This window comes from Pseudomonas sp. 22515 (assembly GCF_052044625.1).
Taxonomy (GTDB): domain Bacteria; phylum Pseudomonadota; class Gammaproteobacteria; order Pseudomonadales; family Pseudomonadaceae; genus Aquipseudomonas; species Aquipseudomonas alloputida.
Genome location: NZ_JBQENN010000008.1, coordinates 100,241 through 116,732, shown reverse-complemented (window position 1 = coordinate 116,732; position 16,492 = coordinate 100,241). Strand labels below are relative to the sequence as shown.

The window sequence follows — 16,492 nt, the reverse complement described above, 5'->3', positions numbered from 1 at the left end:
TACCTCCACTTCAGCAGACCACGGCTCGTAGCCATATTGCGGCCAGAGCTGACCGTAGTCGCTGGACGCTACATCCAACAGAAATGGGATACCTCGTGATGCTCCCGGAGAACGGTCGAAAAACTCACCAAACCGCAAGTATCGGTACCCGTCTAGATGAGCTCCACCTGAGATCGGCACTCGGCTGAGCTTTGGCACTGTGCAGGCATTGGTGAAAATGACCGCTGAAAGATGGGCATTTTCCATTAGCGTAAATAGGCCGTTGGGGCGCCCTGATAGCAGAGATGTCTCTTCCTCCACAGTTATCAGGTGCGTACCACGATGCGCAGATGAGTGAACTGCAAAGCCATAGAGATAGCTGATGAGCGACTCCCTGCTCCACAGCATTGAACTGGGCGCATGGAAATCGGCTAAGGCCAGAATGAGCGGCTTACCCTCCACGTGCGGTAGGGATTCGTAACGCTTGTCCAATTTGTTTTGGATGGTCCTCGCAAACCTTTCTGCAGCCGCTCCTAAGAAACGCTCATGTCGGTCAGCGGGTGGGGGGGACCGGCGAGGCGCCAAAATGCTCATACCGCTCTTCCGGGTTGGCTGTCACTGCTTCAACCCAGGCCTCATCTCCCAGCCTATTCTCGATGTGAAAATCGGGTGATTCTTTAGGCTGGGTGACCAAGAGTCCCTGTTCACGAAAAATCGCTAATAGGTGGGCTTCCCAGAGGCGGGTGTGAAAATTCTCAGTCTGGCAATCGGGAACCCAATTTCTGTCTGGGGATGGCAGTGCGAGATACAGTTGATTCAGCGCCCACGCCCCAATACGGCGGCTTGGATCAAATAGTGATTTGAACACCACGCTTGGTGTGCGCTTACCCATTCTGCTTAGAGGAGCACGTCGTCGTTCACCTGAAGGGAGTGGAAGCGGATGGGCTTGGGTATAGAGAAAATGGCTGATTGAGGCGCGGGCTTCAGACTCGCCAGTGGTGCGCTCACTATGGCTGAGGAGCACCCACACGCTATCGACACGACGCCGCAAGGTGACAATTCCGAAGCTGCCGGAATGGATATTTCGGGTTAGAGCGGCACAAGAAATTCCGTCCTCACTAAGCCATGCCCCTACTGGCGGGCTGTCCCCAAACCCCAACCCTCGTGGAAGCGACAAAGCGATTAGATCGAACATCGGCGCAGCAATTTCTTTCATTCGCTGATCTCGGCAGCCGTCAAAATGCATTCCATCAATGCCTCGGAGCGTGCCCGCCGGCGATGGCATCGGTGGAGGTACCTATTGAAGAAGGGGGCCTTGTTCCACCAGGACATCTCGGTTGGTGAAGATGGTCTCAATGGTTGCAGCCTCGGCAGCCACATGAGTCTTTCGCGTGATCTCTTCAAGGGCCAGTTCGAGCCGGTAGTCTTGGAAATACTCGTACAGCTTTTCAGAGCTCTCGGATATCTCCTCCCACCATTCTTCGCGAACAAGATGTGGATGATCGCTGCGAGTGGGAGAGAGATGTCGAGATCCTTCTCTTCTGCATCTGAATCCGAGTTCAAACCGTCGAAATACCTCTCCAGATGACTCTGGAGCTCCTCAAGCCAGAACTGAGATAGGTTGCTTGGAAGGGAGCTTTCAGGCCCGGTCAGAAGGACTTCATCTCTGAATAGAGCCAGCAGATTGGGGTTTGCCATGGAGGACCTCACGATTAGATTTGAGAGCAACTGGTCAGCATAGTCCACCTCAAGATGACCACCTCCTTGACGCCCATCCTGGTGCTCCTGAGCATCAGACGAGTGAATCGCCCCGAAACCTGTAGATACAAAATGACCGCTTCTCGCCGTTAGCTGCCTTTCTTGAAGGACAGCTTTGGGTCGATAGCGGCCTTCGTGGAGGTTGGTGTCTACGGGGTCGGTTTAGTCAATCTGAATCTCCGGTTTCACCTCCGTGAGGCCGGCCATCGTCATGCATCAGATCTTGATTGACACGCGTGCCGCTTTGGATAGCCTTGCAATTGAGGGCTGCAACTGCGCATTTGTCGGGCCTGGGTACCAGCATGAGCCCCCCGCAATTTTGGCAGCAGAGGAAGCTGGTTCCTCTGAAGTAGTGACGGCGGGCATTGCCAGTCGGATTCTGAACCCAAGGTCGCCAGACTAGGAGCTAAAGGATCGCTGCGACTACTCCTCATCCCTTACCGAAAAGTCACGCGTCGGTCGTAAACGGCCCTTTCCAGGCCAATCAACTTTTGTGATTGGTGAGTAGGGATTTCTCGGCTTTTCTGTGAAAAGCACCCCTTCATTTCACAAAAAAAATGGCGAAGATTCCAATTTCACGGGGTCTGGCCTATCACCTATTTTGTGAACCTACATCAGGTGTAATTCGCCAGACACTAAAAAGCCCGCTGATGCGGGCTTTTTAGTGTCTGCAAAAAATCAGTAGCCGGTGAGAATGTTCACGATCACACCGCTGGCAATAGCCACCAGCACATAGTCGCCATTCACATATAGCCAACGATGATCACGAGGTGGCGCATACAGGTGGCGCGCTTTCCAGTCAGTTACCCAGTAACGGTCTCCACGGTAATGTGGATCAACGGCATGACCCCGCTGTCACTGCTTATGAGGTATCGGCATGCCTTGTTGTGGGTGGAAGTTTGGATCACGGTAAGCAGGACCGCGGCCATTGTCATGTCGGCCCTGGTGCTGTGGTTGACCCTGTGGCGGGTTGCCTTGGTGCGATGGGCCGCCATCATGCCGATCAGGCGGGCCCGGTTGCGCGAAGCTTGCCAGCGGTGTGCTGAGCATGAGCGCGGCGCAGATCACGGTTAGGGCTTTCTTCATTTTGATGCGGTCCTCTGCCTGTTAATCGCCTGGCAAGTATTGATTGCCAGGTTCGGTTAACTGATCAGACCACGATTTTTCCCTTTCAATGTCAGGGCGCAGGTAAAGGTCCGGTAAAGTCTGGCGTTCTTTCAGTTCAGCCCGAGCGCTTTCAAGCGGCGATACAGCGTGCGTTCACTCATGCCAAGATGACTGGCCAGTTCACTGCGCGAGCCTTTGAACTGCTCCAGCGCCTGCGCCAGCTCACCCAGGTCATTGCGACGGCCGCTTCCTTTAGCCGCGCCAGTCAGTCCAGTGTCTTCCGGTAAATGCTCTGGCCTGATCACACCGTCATCGGCAAACAAACGCGCGCGTTCCAGAATGTTGCGCAGTTCGCGGATATTGCCCGGAAACGGATGCAATGCAAGTTGCTGCAAGGCGTCTTCACTCAGCCTGGGCGTCGGCTGGCCGGCCATGCGCTGCAGCAGGCTCTGTGCGAGCAGCGGCAGATCTTCCACCCGTTCGCGCAATGCAGGCAGACGAATCGGGAAGCCGCTGATGCGGTAATACAGGTCTTCTCGGAAGGAGCCATCCGCGACCATTTGTTTAAGTGGTTTATGGGTGGCCGATATCAGGCGGAAATCCGAATGCACAGTGCGCAGGCTGCCCACGGGACGGAAACTCCCGGACTCTATCAGGCGCAGCAACTTCACCTGCATCGCCAGCGGCACTTCACCAATTTCATCGAGGAACAAGGTGCCGCCATGCGCCGCCTCGGCCAAGCCGATCTTGCGCTGATTCGCCCCGGTGAACGCGCCCTTCTCATAGCCGAACAGTTCACTCTCGAACAACGACTCGGTCAGGCCGGTGCAGTCGACCACCACCAGTGGGCCGTTGGCCCTGGGGCTGCCCATGTGCACTGCACGGGCGAACAGCTCCTTGCCGGTCCCTGATTCACCCTGCAGCAACACCGGGATCTGCGCCGGTGCCGCACGCTGCAGGCTGGCCAGCGCGGCCTTGAAGGTTGGCGCGCGGCCGACCAACCCCTGCTCCTGTGGCTGGGCCGAAGCGAGGGTGATGGTGGTGAGGCGTTCGACAAAGGCCACTACCTTGCCCTGCTCATCCAGGATCGGCCGCAACTCCACATCCACATGCTCCGGGCCACGTGGTGTGTGATGAATGTGCAATACCCGCTCCGGTACCTTGCTGTCCCACGCCTTGCGCATCGGGCAATGTTCGCCAGCCTGGTCGCACGGCACAGCGTAGTGGTGCGAAACCCTGTGGCACTTCTCGCCCAGTGGGGCCTGATCATGCCGGCCAAACTGACGGCGATAGGCCGCATTGGCGGCGAGGATGTTGTAGTCGGTGTCCAACACGATGGTCGGAAGGGCATCGTGCTCGAGGTAGGAAACCAGAGCTAGGATGAGAGGATGGGCTTCAGGCATGTCGGCACCGTATGGATGACCGACGCAGGGTAACAAGGACTGCCAAACACTGCCATTGGCTGTCAGTCGACTGCCACCTGGGCTGCCAGTTTTGCCCGCAGCGGTCTGCAACTGGCCGGTTTTATTGGCCAGTGAGTGGCAAAAAGCCTGGCATGCATCTTGATAAAGCTCCTGTCACTGCCTACGCCTGTACAAGGCGGGGCGGATAAATTGGAGAACGTGATGATCATCGGCAACAACCTTCACGTGGACGCCTTCTACGACGAGGCGACCTCGACCATCAGCTACCTGGTCATGGACCGTGAAACCCGACAATGCGCATTGATCGACAGCGTGCTGGATTACGACCCCAAGTCCGGGCGCACCTGTAGCGCTTCGGCTGATCGCTTGGTCGAGCGTGTGAATGAACTGAACGCCAGCGTGCGGTGGGTGTTGGAAACCCATGTGCACGCTGACCACCTTTCAGCGGCTGCCTACCTGAAAGAAAAGCTGGGCGGCCATACCGCAATTGGCGCGCACATTACCCAGGTGCAGAAAGTGTTTGGCGCCTTGTTCAACGCAGAGCCCGGCTTCGCCCGTGATGGCAGCCAGTTCGATGTGCTGCTCGAAGATGAGGAAGGTTTCCGTATTGGCAACCTGCAGGCCCGTGCGTTGCACACGCCTGGGCACACACCCGCGTGCATGAGTTTCATGATCGAAGATGCCGGCGAGATCGCGGTGTTCGTTGGAGACACCTTGTTCATGCCCGATTACGGCACCGCCCGCTGCGACTTCCCCGGGGCCGATGCCCGCACCTTGTACCGCTCAATCCGTCGCCTGCTGGCTTTCCCCGACCAGACTCGGTTGTTCATGTGCCACGACTACCTGCCGGGTGGCCGCGACATGCAGTACGTCACAACTGTCGCCGAGCAGCGCGCCAGCAACATTCACATCCATCAGGGTATCGATGAGGACAGCTTCGTTGCCATGCGCGAAGCCCGTGACAAGACGCTCGAAATGCCCGTACTGATCCTGCCTTCGGTGCAGGTGAACATGCGTAGCGGCCAACTACCCCCTCCGGAGGCGAACGGCGTGAGCTATCTGAAGATCCCGCTGAACAAGCTGTAACCGCCCTGCCCCCATAATCAGATTTCCAGGATTTGCCGCCATGCCTGCCTTGTTGTCCCCTGCCAATACCGACCACCACAAGGTGGTCATCGTCGGTGCCGGTGCCGCCGGGATCGCCACTGCTTCCAGCCTGATCAGCCGCGACCCATCATTGGACGTCGTCTTGATCGACCCTGCCGAAGTGCACTACTACCAACCCGGCTGGACCATGGTCGGTGCCGGTGTGTTCAAGGCACCCAGCACTGCTCGCACCATGGCGTCGACCATTCCTCGCGGTGTGCGCTGGGTCAAGGCGCGGGTAAAAGGATTCGACCCGTTGGGCCAGTTGGTCATCCTCGATGATGCTCGCGCCATCAGCTATGAACAGCTGATCGTCTGCCCCGGCCTCAAGCTGGACTGGGCGGCCATCGATGGGCTCAGCGAGACCCTGGGCCGCAACGGTGTCACCTCCAACTACCGCTACGACCTGGCGCCCTATACCTGGGAACTGGTGCAAAAGCTCAAGCAAGGACGCGCGCTGTTCTGCCAGCCGCCCATGCCGATCAAGTGCGCCGGTGCACCACAGAAGGCGCTGTATCTGTCTTGTGACCACTGGCTGCGCCATGGCCATCTGGGGGCGGTGAAAGCCAGCTTCTACAATGCGGGTGCCGTACTGTTCGGTGTCGCGGATTACGTGCCCGCGCTGATGAAGTACATCGAAAAATACGCCGTCGACCTCAACTTCTCCCACAGGTTGGTTGCCGTAGACGGCCCGGGAAAGCGCGCTACATTCTTGCGTACCCTGCCCGATGGCAGCAGCGAAACGCGCATCGAGGCCTTCGACATGCTGCACGTGGTACCGCCACAGGTGGCGCCAGACTTCATTCGCGAAAGCCCCTTGGCTGATAGCGCCGGCTGGGTTGACGTCGATCCGCATACCCTGCGCCATCGCAAATACACCAACGTTCATGCCTTGGGTGACGTGGCTAACACCAGCAATGCCAAGACCGCCGCTGCGGCCCGCAAGCAGGCACCGGTGGTCGCCAACAATGTGCTGGTGGCGCTGGGCAGGCTGGCGACCCTGGCCCAGTACGACGGCTATGGCTCGTGCCCGCTTACCGTCGAGCGCGGCAAGATCGTCCTGGCCGAATTCACCTATGGCGGCAAGCTGGCACCGAGCTTCCCCAACTGGTTACTCGATGGCCGCAAGCCGACACGCCTGGCCTGGCTGCTCAAGGCACAGGCGCTGCCACCGTTGTACTGGCAAGGCATGCTCAAGGGGCGCGAGTGGTTGGCACGCCCGCAGCTGGTAGCCGAGGGTGGGCAGTGATCGAGCATCAACTGTTAGGGGCGGGCCTTGGCGCAATCATCGGCGCTGTGCTGGCGCTGACCGGCGCAGGCGGTGGCATTCTCGCTGTACCCTTACTGGTGTTCGGCCTGGGGTTATCGATGGTCGAAGCGGCACCGGTGGGCCTGTTGGCTGTAGGTTTGGCTGCAGCGGTTGGCGCAGTGCTGGGCTTGCGCCAAGGGCTGGTACGTTATCGGGCTGCGCTGTTCATTGCGTTGGTTGGTGTGGCAGCAGCGCCGTTCGGGCTGATGCTGGCGCACCGCCTGCCGAATGCACCGTTGCAGGTGGTATTCGCTGGCGTGCTGGTTTATGCCTGCCTGCGCATATGGCGCAAGGCGGCCAAAGAACTGCGTGGCGAAGCCAATGACGCTCATCGCTTTATCGAGCCGTGTGTGCTGAACCCGTTGCAGGGGCGTTTGCGCTGGACCCTACCCTGCGCGCGCGCATTGGCATTCACGGGTGCCTTGTCCGGGTTGTTGTCCGGCCTGCTCGGCGTGGGTGGGGGGTTCGTCATCATCCCTGCCCTGAACCGCTACACCAACCTGCGCATGGCCAGCATCGTTTCCACTTCGCTGGCGGTGATTGCCTTGGTCTCTACCGGCAGTGTGGTCAGCGCCAGCCTTGCGGGCGTCATGCACTGGCAGGTTGGCGCCCCGTTTGCCGTCGGCGCGGTGCTCGGTCTGCTGCTGGCGCGACCCTTGGCAGCCAGGTTGGCCGGGCCGCGTCTGCAGCAGATGTTTGCCGTGGCAGGTTGGGCCGCTGCCCTGTTGTTGGCGGGCAAAGCGCTACTCGGCTAGCAACTCGCTCTGTTCGGCCGCGCACAACGCCAGCAGGTAGTCCCACACCACCCGCAGGCGCACAGACTTGTGCAGCTCGCGTCGGGTGCAGATCCAGTAGCTACGCTGGATGGTCTCACCCGGCAGCACGCGCACCAGTGTCGGGTCGTGGCGGGCCATGTAGTTGGGCAGCACGGCGATGCCCAGCCCGGCGCGGGCGGCAGCTTGCTGGGCGATCACGCTCGTACTGCGAAACACCACGGTGGGTGCTCGGCAGAAACTGTTGAGAAACAGCAGTTCCTGGCTGAACAGCAAATCGTCGACGTAGCCGATCCAGCTGTGCCGGGCCAAGTCTTCGCGGTTGCGCAGTGGCGGTGCGCGGTCCAGGTAGTCCTGGCTGGCGTACAGCGCCAAGCGGTAGTCGGTGAGTTTGCGGGTGATCAGCAGGTCGGCGTTGGGTCGCTCCAGATGGATGCTGATTTCTGCCTCGCGGTTGAGGATGCTGACGAAACGCGGCACCGCTACCAGTTCCACCTCCAGGCCGGGGTAGCGCTCGAACAACGCGTTCATGCGTGGGGTGAAGAACATGATGCCGATGCCTTCGGTTACCCCCAGACGAATCTTGCCCAGCGGGGTGATGGCCTGGGTGATTTCCTCTTGTGCCAGCAAGGCGACGTTCTCCATGGCTTCGGCATGCTTGAGCAGGGCTTGGCCCGAGGGGGTCAGCTCGTAGCCCTGGGCATGCTGCACGAACAGCGCGGTCCCCAGGCTCTGCTCGATGCTCTCGATATGCCGGGCCACGGTGCTGTGGGTAGTGTTCAGGCGCTTGGCGGCGGTCAGCAGGCGGCCGCTGCGCTGCAACTCGAGGAAAAACCGCAGATCATTCCAGTCGAACATGCTTGTCCTTTATGGCAGTTCGTTCCGGCCTCTTCACGGGCATGCCCCACAGGTGCGGTGAACACCCTGAAGGTAACGTGATCCCTGAGGTGCGGGCGAGCCCGCGAAAAGGTCGGTATAGGCTTGCCACTGTGCTAAAACGCACAGCGGCTGCGCGAAATCTCGTGTTTCATCCACGAAATTACTCACTAAGATGGATCGGGACAAGAATAAAAAACAGGCGCGAGGTTGCACATGCCATCAGCCGATTCTGTCTTCGACTACGTGGTCGTAGGGGCCGGTCCCGCCGGATGCCTGCTGGCCAATCGTTTGTCCGCCGACCCTTCCTGCCGCGTGCTGCTGCTGGAGGCGGGGGGCCGCGACAATTATCCCTGGATCCACATCCCCGTCGGTTACCTCTACTGCATCGGCAACCCGCGCACAGACTGGTGCTTCAAGACCGAGGCACAGCCTGGCCTCGGCGGTCGCGCTTTGGGTTATCCAAGGGGCAAGGTGCTAGGTGGCTGTTCGTCGATCAACGGCATGATCTACATGCGGGGCCAAGCCGCCGACTATGACCATTGGGCCGCGCAAGGCAACGACGGCTGGGCGTGGAAAGATGTGTTACCCCTGTTCAAGGCCAGCGAAAACCACTTTGCCGGCGCCAGCGAGCACCATGGCGCGGTGGGCGAATGGCGGGTCGAGCGCCAACGCTACAGCTGGCCGATTCTTGATGCTTTCCGTGATGCCGCCGAGCAGAGTGGTATTGGCAAGGTCGACGATTTCAACACCGGCGACAACCAGGGTTGTGGATATTTTCAGGTCAACCAGCGCAGTGGTGTGCGCTGGAACGCTTCCAAAGCTTTCCTGCGGCCGATCAAGGATCGCGCCAACCTCACTGTGCTGACCGGCGTGCAGGTTGACCAGGTACTGCTCGACAACACCCGCGCACGGGCGGTGAAGGCGCTCTGGCAAGGGACCTGGCATGAGTTTGCGGCGCGCCGCGAGATCATTCTCTGTGCTGGGGCGGTTGGTTCTCCGGGCATCCTCCAGCGCTCCGGCATCGGCCCGCGTCAGTTGCTGGAAAGCTTGGGTATTGGTGTTCGCCACGATATGCCAGGCGTTGGTGGCAACTTGCAGGACCACCTGCAACTGCGCCTGATTTACCAGATCCGCAACACCCGTACCTTGAACCAGATGGCCAACAGCCTGTGGGGCAAGATGGGCATGGGCCTGCGTTACCTCTACGACCGTAGCGGGCCGCTGGCCATGGCGCCGAGCCAGTTAGGCGCGTTCGTGCGTTCAAGCCCTGAACAGGCCACCGCCAACCTTCAATATCACGTGCAGCCGCTGTCACTGGAACGCTTCGGTGAGCCGTTGCATCAGTTCCCGGCCTTTACGGCTTCGGTGTGCAACCTGCGCCCGGCTAGCCGCGGGCGCATCGACATCTGCAGCACCGACATGAACAGCACGCCGCTGATCGACCCCAATTACCTCAGTGCTCCGCAGGACTTGCGGGTTGCTGCCGATGCCATTCGCCTTACCCGGCGCATCGTCCAGGCCCCTGCCCTCGCCGCTTTCGAGCCCAAGGAATATTTGCCGGGCCCAGCGCTGCAAAGCGAGGAAGAACTGTTCGAGGCCGCTGGCAAGATCGGCACCACCATCTTCCACCCGGTCGGTACCTGTCGCATGGGCAACGGTGCCATGGACGTTGTGGATAACCAGCTGCGCGTGCATGGCATCCCCGGTCTTCGTGTCGCTGATGCTTCGATCATGCCGCAGATAACGTCCGGCAATACCTGTTCCCCCACCCTGATGATCGCCGAAAAGGCGGCGCAACTGATCCTCAAAGGAGCGGCTACCCAGACCTACCTGAACGAAGACGCGTTACCGACGCCCTGACCCGGGTGCGTGCAGTACCGGCGGCTTGCGGTCAGAAGTCGCCGACAGTGGAACAACAAGAATAATCACTGTGGCCTAAGGGCCGAGGACAGCAACGATGTCGGATTACATCCAAGAGCAGGGTGCGGCGGCCAGCAGCTCCAGCCGCCGTGAAGAACGCAAGATCATTTTCGCGTCATCCCTCGGGACGGTTTTCGAGTGGTATGACTTTTTTCTCTATGGTGCGCTGGCAGCGGTCATCAGCAAGCAGTTCTTCGCTGGCGTGAACGATACCACCGCTTTCATCTTCGCCCTGATGGCCTTTGCTGCGGGCTTTCTGGTGCGGCCGTTTGGCGCGCTGGTGTTCGGCCGCCTGGGTGACATGATCGGGCGCAAGTACACCTTCCTGGTCACCATCGTGCTGATGGGCCTGTCCACTTTCGCTGTGGGGTTGTTGCCCACCTACGCCAGCATCGGCATCGCCGCACCGATCATCCTGGTGATCCTGCGCATGCTTCAGGGGCTGGCGCTGGGCGGTGAGTATGGCGGTGCCGCCACTTACGTGGCCGAGCATGCGCCGCCCGGCAAGCGTGGCTTGCATACCGGTTTCATCCAGTCCACCGCAACGTTGGGCCTGTTGTTGTCGCTGTTGGTGGTGCTGGGTAGCCGGTATGTCAGTGGCGACCAGTTCGAAACCTGGGGCTGGCGCTTGCCGTTCCTGCTGTCGATCGTGCTGCTGGCGATCTCCACCTGGATTCGCATGAGCATGCACGAGTCGCCGGCCTTTGTGAAAATGAAGGCTCAGGGCAAGGTCAGCAAGTCGCCCATCCGTGAGTCATTCACCTCCTGGCCAAACCTGAAAGTGGTGCTTACCGCCCTGTTCAGCATCAACGCGGGGCAGGCTGTGACCTTCTACACGGCGCAGTTCTACGTTCTGTTCTTCATGACCCAGATGCTGAAAATGGACTCGGCTCAGGCCAACACCCTGCTCATCATCAGCGTTGTGATTGGCGCGCCGTTCTTCGTGTTTTTTGGCTGGTTGTCCGACCGTATCGGCCGCAAGCCGATCCTGATGCTCGGCCTGTTGCTGGCCACGGTACTGTACTTCCCACTGTTCAAGGCGCTGAGCCACTACGCCAACCCGCAGATCGACGCTGCCAGCCGTCAGGCGCCGATCGTGGTCACCGCCGACCCGCAAGGCTGCACATTCCAGTTCGACCCAGTGGGCAAGGCTCGTTTTGACAGCCCGTGCGACAAGGTCAAGACCTTCCTGGTCAAGCAGGGCCTGCCGTACAGCTCGGTAAGCGTGGCCGGCAGTGAAGTGGTGGTCAACATCGGTGACAAGACCATCAACGGCTTTGACGAAACCGCCATGCGTGCTGCAATCGAGCAGGCTGGTTACCCGGCCAAGGCCGACCCTGCGCAGGTTAACCAGGTAATGGTGGTGGTACTGATCGTGGCGATGATCCTGATCGCGACCATGACCTATGGCCCGTTGGCGGCGGTGATGGTCGAGCTGTTCCCGACCCGCATCCGCTACACCTCGATGTCGCTGCCCTACCACATTGGTAATGGCTGGTTTGGTGGTTTCCTGCCTACCGTATCGTTTGCGCTGGTGGTCTATACCGGGGATATCTTCTACGGGCTGTGGTACCCGGTGCTGGTGACCGGGATCAGCCTGGTGGTTGGGATCTTCTGTCTGAGAGAAACCAAGGATGTAGATATCGACAAAGTCTGATGTCCACATGCCATAAAAAAACCGGCTGTAAAAGCCGGTTTTCTTATGCCTCAAAAAAACTTATGCACGATTTTCAGAAAAAATTCATACAAAGAAATAACTAGCAAATTCATAGACTTAGCTATCAATTCAAGCATTTAATCCAAAAACTGCACACAAGTTATCCACAGAAGGTCAAGCCATCTGCTCCTGAGGTTTTTCCGCAGCTGGCGGCAGCGATCCCATGGCCCGCTGGGTCGCTTCGTTCCAAGCTGCAGCGCGGTCGTTGAGTTCGGCAATGGCACGTGGCCCCGTGCCGTTGGCGTACATCGGCTCACCAATTACCACTTCGATTGTACCGGCACGCTTGCCCCAACCGGTCTTGGGCCAGAACTTGCCAGCGTTGTGGGCAATCGGCAGCACCGGCAGCCCGGCATTCACGGCCAGGGCGGTACCGCCGCGCGAGAACTTGCCGATGGTGCCGAACGGCACACGGGTGCCTTCTGGGAAAATCAGCACCCACGTCTTCTGCTTGAGCAGTTCGTCACCCTTGCTCGCCACCTGGCGCAACGCTTCCTTGGGGTTGTCGCGGTTGATCGCGATGGGCCGCAGCATGGCCATGGCCCAGCCGAAGAACGGTACATACAGCAGCTCGCGCTTGAGCACCTGGCTAAGCGGCGAGAAGTACTGGGACAGGAAGAAGGTTTCCCAGGTGCTCTGGTGATTGGACAGAATCACGCAAGGCTCAGCTGGCACGTTCTCGGCGCCAGTGATCTTGTAGTCGATGCCCAGGATGGTGCGCACCAGAAACAGCGCGCAGCGGCACCAGTACACATTGATGAACTTGTAGCGCTTGGGGAACGACAGGAACGGCGCGACGAAGAAGCTCAGCGAGCACCACAGCAGCGAACTGGTGCCCAGCAGCAGGTAAAAAAGAAAGATTCTGATCGCCTGCAGGATCGACATAGTGGCTTGTACCATTGCGGGGCATGCCCGCCTGAGAAAAATGCGCCAGAAGGCGCACTGTTTAAATTAGTTCTCTGGCGATAGCTGCCAGATCGTCGAAAATCAGTGTAGTTTCCGGGACGCCTTTTTCCAGGGTCCGCTCGCCCTTGCCGGTCTTCACCAGCACGGGTTGTGCACCGACGGCCAGGGCGGCCTCCAGGTCACCTTTGCTGTCGCCGACGAACCAGACGCCTTCAAGGCCGATCTGGTAATGCTCGGCGATCGCCCGCAGCATGCCGGGCTTGGGCTTGCGGCAATCGCACCCTTCGTCCGGCCCATGCGGGCAATACACGATGTGGCCCACCTCGCCGCCCTGCTCGGCCACCAGCGCGCGCAGGCGCGCGTGCATGGCCTCAAGGGTTGCCAGCGGGTAGTAGCCACGGGCAATGCCGGACTGGTTGGTGGCCACGGCCACCGTCCAGCCCGCCTTGCTCAACTGCGCGATCGCATCGACCGAACCGGGGATCGGCACCCATTCTTCCAGCGTCTTGATATACGCATCGGAGTCGTAGTTGATCACCCCGTCACGGTCGAGAATCAGCAGTTTCAAGGCTTACCCCAGCAGCGAAATGTCAGCCACGCCCAGGAACAGGCCGCGCAGACGGCTGAGCAGGGCATAACGGTTGGCACGTACCTTGGCGTCTTCGGCGTTGACCATGACCGCCTCGAAGAAGGCATCGACCGGGTCACGCAGGGCCGCCAGGCGGGCCAGCGATTCGCTGTACTGACGTGCCGCAGCCATCGGTTGCACGGCCTGGTCGGCCTGCTGGATGGCCGAGTACAGGGAGAACTCGTTGGCATTGTCGAAGTACTTCGGCTCGACCTGCTCGGCGATGGCACCTTCGGCCTTGCTCAGCAGGTTCGACACGCGCTTGTTCACCGCGGCCAGGGCCTCGGCTTCCGGCAGTTTGCGGAACGCCTGCACGGCTTGTACGCGCTGGTCGAAGTCCAGGGCGGAGCCTGGCTGCAGTGCGCGTACCGACAGGTACGTGGCCACGTCGATGCCTTCGTCTTCGTAACGCGCGCGCAGGCGGTCGAAAATGAACTCCAGTACTTGCTCGGCCAGGCCGGGGGCCTTGACCTTGGCGCCGAACTGCTTGACCGCAAACTCGACTGCACCGGTCAGGTCCAGGTCCAGTTGCTTCTCGATCAGGATACGCAGCACGCCCAGAGCCGCACGGCGCAGGGCGTACGGGTCCTTGCTGCCGGTAGGCAGCATGCCGATGCCGAAGATGCCCACCAGGGTGTCGAGCTTGTCGGCGATGGCCACGGCAGCACCGGTGAGGGTCTGCGGCAGCTCGGCACCAGCACCGCGCGGCATGTACTGCTCGTTCAGGGCCAGGGCTACGTCTTCCGGCTCACCGTCGTTGAGCGCGTAGTAGTAACCGGCAACACCCTGCATTTCAGGGAATTCGCCGACCATCTCGGTGGCCAGGTCGCACTTCGACAGCAGCCCGGCACGGCCAGCGCGCTGGGCGTCGCCGCCGATCAGCGGGGCAACGAAGGCGGCCAGCCTGGAAACACGTTCGGCCTTGTCGTACACGGTGCCGAGCTGAGCCTGGAACACCACGTTCTTGAGGCGCTCGTTGAAGGTTTCCAGCGGCTGCTTCTTGTCCTGCTTGAAGAAGAACTCGGCGTCGGTCAGGCGTGGGCGCACGACCTTTTCGTTGCCTTGCACGATCTGCTTCGGGTCGCGGCTTTCGATGTTGGCCACGGTGATGAAGCGCGGCAGCAGCTTGCCTTCGCTGTCCAGCAGGCAGAAGTACTTCTGGTTGTCCTGCATGGTGGTGATCAGGGCTTCCTGCGGCACCTCGAGGAAACGCTCTTCGAACGAGCACACCAGCGGCACTGGCCATTCGACCAGAGCAGTCACTTCGTCCAGCAGCGCCGGCGGCACGATGGCAGTGCCCTCCTGCTGCATGGCAAGCTCGGCGGTACGCTTGCTGATCAGCTCGCGGCGTTCGGCGAAGTCGGCCAGCACGTGAGCTTTACGCAGGTCTTCGACATAGTTGGCCGGGGTAGTGATGACCACGGTTTCCGGATGATGGAAGCGGTGGCCACGGGATTCACGGCCGGCCTTCTGCGACAGAATGGTGCAGTCGACCACCTGGTCGCCCAGCAGCATTACCAGCCATTGGGTTGGGCGCACGAACTCTTCACGGCTGGCCGCCCAGCGCATGCGCTTGGGGATCGGCAGGTCGTTCAGCGAATCTTCGACGATGGTCGGCAGCAGGTCAGTGGTGGCCTTGCCCGGGATGTGCTGGGAGAAGCGCAGCTTGGGGCCGCTCTGGTCGATCTCGGCCAGTTCCACACCGCACTTCTTGGCGAAGCCCAGCGCAGCCTGGGTCGGCTCGCCTTCGGCGTTGAAGGCAGCCTGCAGGGGCGGGCCGTCGATGTTGATGCTGCGGTCAGGCTGCTGCACGTCCAGCTGGCGAATCAGCACGGCCAGACGACGCGGCGCGGCGTACACCTGCTTGCCGGTGTAGTTCAGGCCAGCAGCCTGCAGGCCTTTTTCGATACCGGCCAGGAAGGCGTCGCCAAGGCTGGCGAGGGCCTTGGGTGGCAGCTCTTCGGTGCCCAGTTCTACCAGAAAATCTTGAGCACTCATTGTGCAGCCTCCAGCTTAGCCAACACTTCGTCACGCAGTTCAGGGGTGGCCATCGGGAAGCCCAGGCGTGCGCGGGCTTGCAGATAGCTTTGCGCCACGTCCCGGGCCAGGGTACGTACACGCAGGATGTAACGCTGGCGCTCGGTTACCGAGATGGCGCGGCGGGCGTCCAGCAGGTTGAAGGTGTGCGAGGCCTTCAGGACCATTTCATAGGTCGGCAGCGGCAGCTCCAGCTTGATCAGGCGGTTGGCTTCGCTTTCGTAGAAATCGAACAGTTCGAACAGCTTGTCGACGTTGGCATGTTCAAAGTTGTAGGTCGACTGCTCCACCTCGTTCTGGTGGAACACGTCGCCATAGGTGACCTTGCCGAACGGGCCGTCGGCCCACACCAGGTCGTACACCGAATCGACGCCCTGGATGTACATGGCCAGGCGCTCCAGGCCGTAGGTGATTTCACCGGTGACCGGGTAGCACTCGATGCCGCCAACCTGCTGGAAGTAGGTGAACTGGGTCACTTCCATGCCGTTGAGCCAGATTTCCCAGCCCAGACCCCAGGCGCCGAGGGTCGGCGATTCCCAGTTGTCTTCGACGAAACGAATGTCGTGCACCAACGGATCCAGGCCGATGGCTTTCAGCGAGCCGAGGTACAGCTCCTGGAAGTTGGCCGGGTTCGGTTTGAGCACCACCTGGAACTGGTAGTAGTGCTGCAGGCGGTTGGGGTTTTCGCCATACCGCCCGTCGGCAGGACGACGGCTCGGCTGCACATAGGCGGCGTTCCAGGTTTCTGGACCCACGGCGCGCAGGAATGTAGCGGTGTGGAAAGTGCCGGCGCCTACTTCCATATCGTAGGGCTGAAGTACCACACAACCTTGAGCTGCCCAGTAGTTCTGCAGGGCAAGGATCAGGTCTTGGAAGGTACGCACGGCTGGCGTAGGCTGGCTCACGAAA

The 16,492-nt window shown here is 60.3% G+C and carries 13 protein-coding genes and 1 pseudogene; 5 read left to right on the top strand and 9 right to left on the bottom strand.

Annotation, left to right across the window (positions count from 1 at the left end):
- Positions 1-532 precede the first annotated feature (532 nt).
- From ACTJJN_RS10045 to ACTJJN_RS10030, 4 genes and pseudogenes are all read right to left on the bottom strand, one after another.
- Complete coding sequence (locus tag ACTJJN_RS10045) at positions 533-1,195, bottom strand: hypothetical protein (RefSeq protein WP_226342902.1); 663 nt, start codon at positions 1,193-1,195, stop codon at positions 533-535.
- Entirely contained in the window at positions 1,192-1,677 is a 486-nt protein-coding gene (locus tag ACTJJN_RS10040) for a hypothetical protein (protein WP_440781219.1), read from the bottom strand. Before ACTJJN_RS10040 ends, ACTJJN_RS10045 begins: the two co-directional genes overlap by 4 nt.
- Positions 1,678-2,415: 738 nt before the next feature.
- Positions 2,416-2,823: pseudogene (locus ACTJJN_RS10035) on the bottom strand (RcnB family protein).
- A gap of 131 nt (positions 2,824-2,954) precedes the next feature.
- A complete protein-coding gene (locus tag ACTJJN_RS10030; protein WP_003253147.1) occupies positions 2,955-4,247 on the bottom strand; it encodes a sigma-54 interaction domain-containing protein in 1,293 nt (430 codons plus the stop codon).
- 222 nt (positions 4,248-4,469) lie between these two features.
- Between ACTJJN_RS10030 and ACTJJN_RS10025 the strand changes: the two genes are divergently transcribed.
- Genes ACTJJN_RS10025 through ACTJJN_RS10015 form a run of 3 tightly spaced genes read left to right on the top strand, consistent with a single transcriptional unit; the run spans position 4,470 to position 7,478 of the window.
- Positions 4,470-5,354, top strand: coding sequence for an MBL fold metallo-hydrolase (locus ACTJJN_RS10025; RefSeq protein ID WP_003253146.1), 885 nt, complete (start codon positions 4,470-4,472; stop codon positions 5,352-5,354).
- Positions 5,355-5,394: 40 nt separating this feature from the next.
- Entirely contained in the window at positions 5,395-6,663 is a 1,269-nt protein-coding gene (locus ACTJJN_RS10020) for an NAD(P)/FAD-dependent oxidoreductase (RefSeq protein WP_088512646.1), read from the top strand.
- Complete coding sequence (locus tag ACTJJN_RS10015) at positions 6,660-7,478, top strand: sulfite exporter TauE/SafE family protein (protein WP_014589206.1); 819 nt, start codon at positions 6,660-6,662, stop codon at positions 7,476-7,478. The genes ACTJJN_RS10020 and ACTJJN_RS10015 overlap by 4 nt, the downstream gene beginning before the upstream one ends.
- On the opposite strand, the gene ACTJJN_RS10010 is transcribed toward ACTJJN_RS10015, so the two are convergent.
- Complete coding sequence (locus ACTJJN_RS10010; RefSeq protein ID WP_088512647.1) at positions 7,467-8,354, bottom strand: LysR family transcriptional regulator; 888 nt, start codon at positions 8,352-8,354, stop codon at positions 7,467-7,469. The two genes, ACTJJN_RS10015 and ACTJJN_RS10010, sit on opposite strands and share 12 nt — an antisense overlap.
- Before the next feature lie 234 nt (positions 8,355-8,588).
- Here ACTJJN_RS10010 and ACTJJN_RS10005 point away from each other — a divergent pair, with 234 nt between their 5' ends.
- Together ACTJJN_RS10005 and ACTJJN_RS10000 are read left to right on the top strand one after the other, a co-directional pair.
- A complete protein-coding gene (locus ACTJJN_RS10005) occupies positions 8,589-10,235 on the top strand; it encodes a GMC family oxidoreductase (protein WP_088512648.1) in 1,647 nt (548 codons plus the stop codon).
- Between the two features lie 97 nt (positions 10,236-10,332).
- Positions 10,333-11,952, top strand: coding sequence for an MFS transporter (locus ACTJJN_RS10000; protein WP_011953118.1), 1,620 nt, complete (start codon positions 10,333-10,335; stop codon positions 11,950-11,952).
- Between the two features lie 174 nt (positions 11,953-12,126).
- Here ACTJJN_RS10000 and ACTJJN_RS09995 read toward each other — a convergent pair whose 3' ends face one another.
- From ACTJJN_RS09995 to glyQ, 4 genes are read right to left on the bottom strand one after another with little or no spacing between them, the layout of a single operon-like run.
- On the bottom strand, positions 12,127-12,912 hold the full coding sequence (locus ACTJJN_RS09995; RefSeq protein ID WP_010951467.1) for a lysophospholipid acyltransferase family protein: 786 nt from the start codon (positions 12,910-12,912) through the stop codon (positions 12,127-12,129).
- 46 nt (positions 12,913-12,958) lie between these two features.
- Positions 12,959-13,486 (bottom strand): D-glycero-beta-D-manno-heptose 1,7-bisphosphate 7-phosphatase, encoded by a 528-nt coding sequence (gmhB, locus tag ACTJJN_RS09990; protein WP_003253129.1) that lies wholly within the window; start codon positions 13,484-13,486, stop codon positions 12,959-12,961.
- 3 nt (positions 13,487-13,489) lie between these two features.
- Complete coding sequence (gene glyS, locus ACTJJN_RS09985) at positions 13,490-15,544, bottom strand: glycine--tRNA ligase subunit beta (RefSeq protein ID WP_088512650.1); 2,055 nt, start codon at positions 15,542-15,544, stop codon at positions 13,490-13,492.
- On the bottom strand, positions 15,541-16,488 hold the full coding sequence (gene glyQ, locus ACTJJN_RS09980) for a glycine--tRNA ligase subunit alpha (protein WP_003253126.1): 948 nt from the start codon (positions 16,486-16,488) through the stop codon (positions 15,541-15,543). Before glyQ ends, glyS begins: the two co-directional genes overlap by 4 nt.
- Positions 16,489-16,492: the final 4 nt, after the last annotated feature.

Coding starts and splice junctions, on each gene's coding strand:
- ACTJJN_RS10040 (WP_440781219.1), bottom strand. CDS start 1,677: ATGGCAAACCCCAATCTGCTGGCTCTATTCAGAGATGAAGTCCTTCTG.
- ACTJJN_RS10045 (WP_226342902.1), bottom strand. CDS start 1,195: ATGAAAGAAATTGCTGCGCCGATGTTCGATCTAATCGCTTTGTCGCTT.
- ACTJJN_RS10025 (WP_003253146.1), top strand. CDS start 4,470: ATGATCATCGGCAACAACCTTCACGTGGACGCCTTCTACGACGAGGCG.
- ACTJJN_RS10000 (WP_011953118.1), top strand. CDS start 10,333: ATGTCGGATTACATCCAAGAGCAGGGTGCGGCGGCCAGCAGCTCCAGC.
- ACTJJN_RS10010 (WP_088512647.1), bottom strand. CDS start 8,354: ATGTTCGACTGGAATGATCTGCGGTTTTTCCTCGAGTTGCAGCGCAGC.
- glyS (WP_088512650.1), bottom strand. CDS start 15,544: ATGAGTGCTCAAGATTTTCTGGTAGAACTGGGCACCGAAGAGCTGCCA.
- ACTJJN_RS10030 (WP_003253147.1), bottom strand. CDS start 4,247: ATGCCTGAAGCCCATCCTCTCATCCTAGCTCTGGTTTCCTACCTCGAG.
- ACTJJN_RS10020 (WP_088512646.1), top strand. CDS start 5,395: ATGCCTGCCTTGTTGTCCCCTGCCAATACCGACCACCACAAGGTGGTC.
- ACTJJN_RS10005 (WP_088512648.1), top strand. CDS start 8,589: ATGCCATCAGCCGATTCTGTCTTCGACTACGTGGTCGTAGGGGCCGGT.
- ACTJJN_RS09995 (WP_010951467.1), bottom strand. CDS start 12,912: ATGGTACAAGCCACTATGTCGATCCTGCAGGCGATCAGAATCTTTCTT.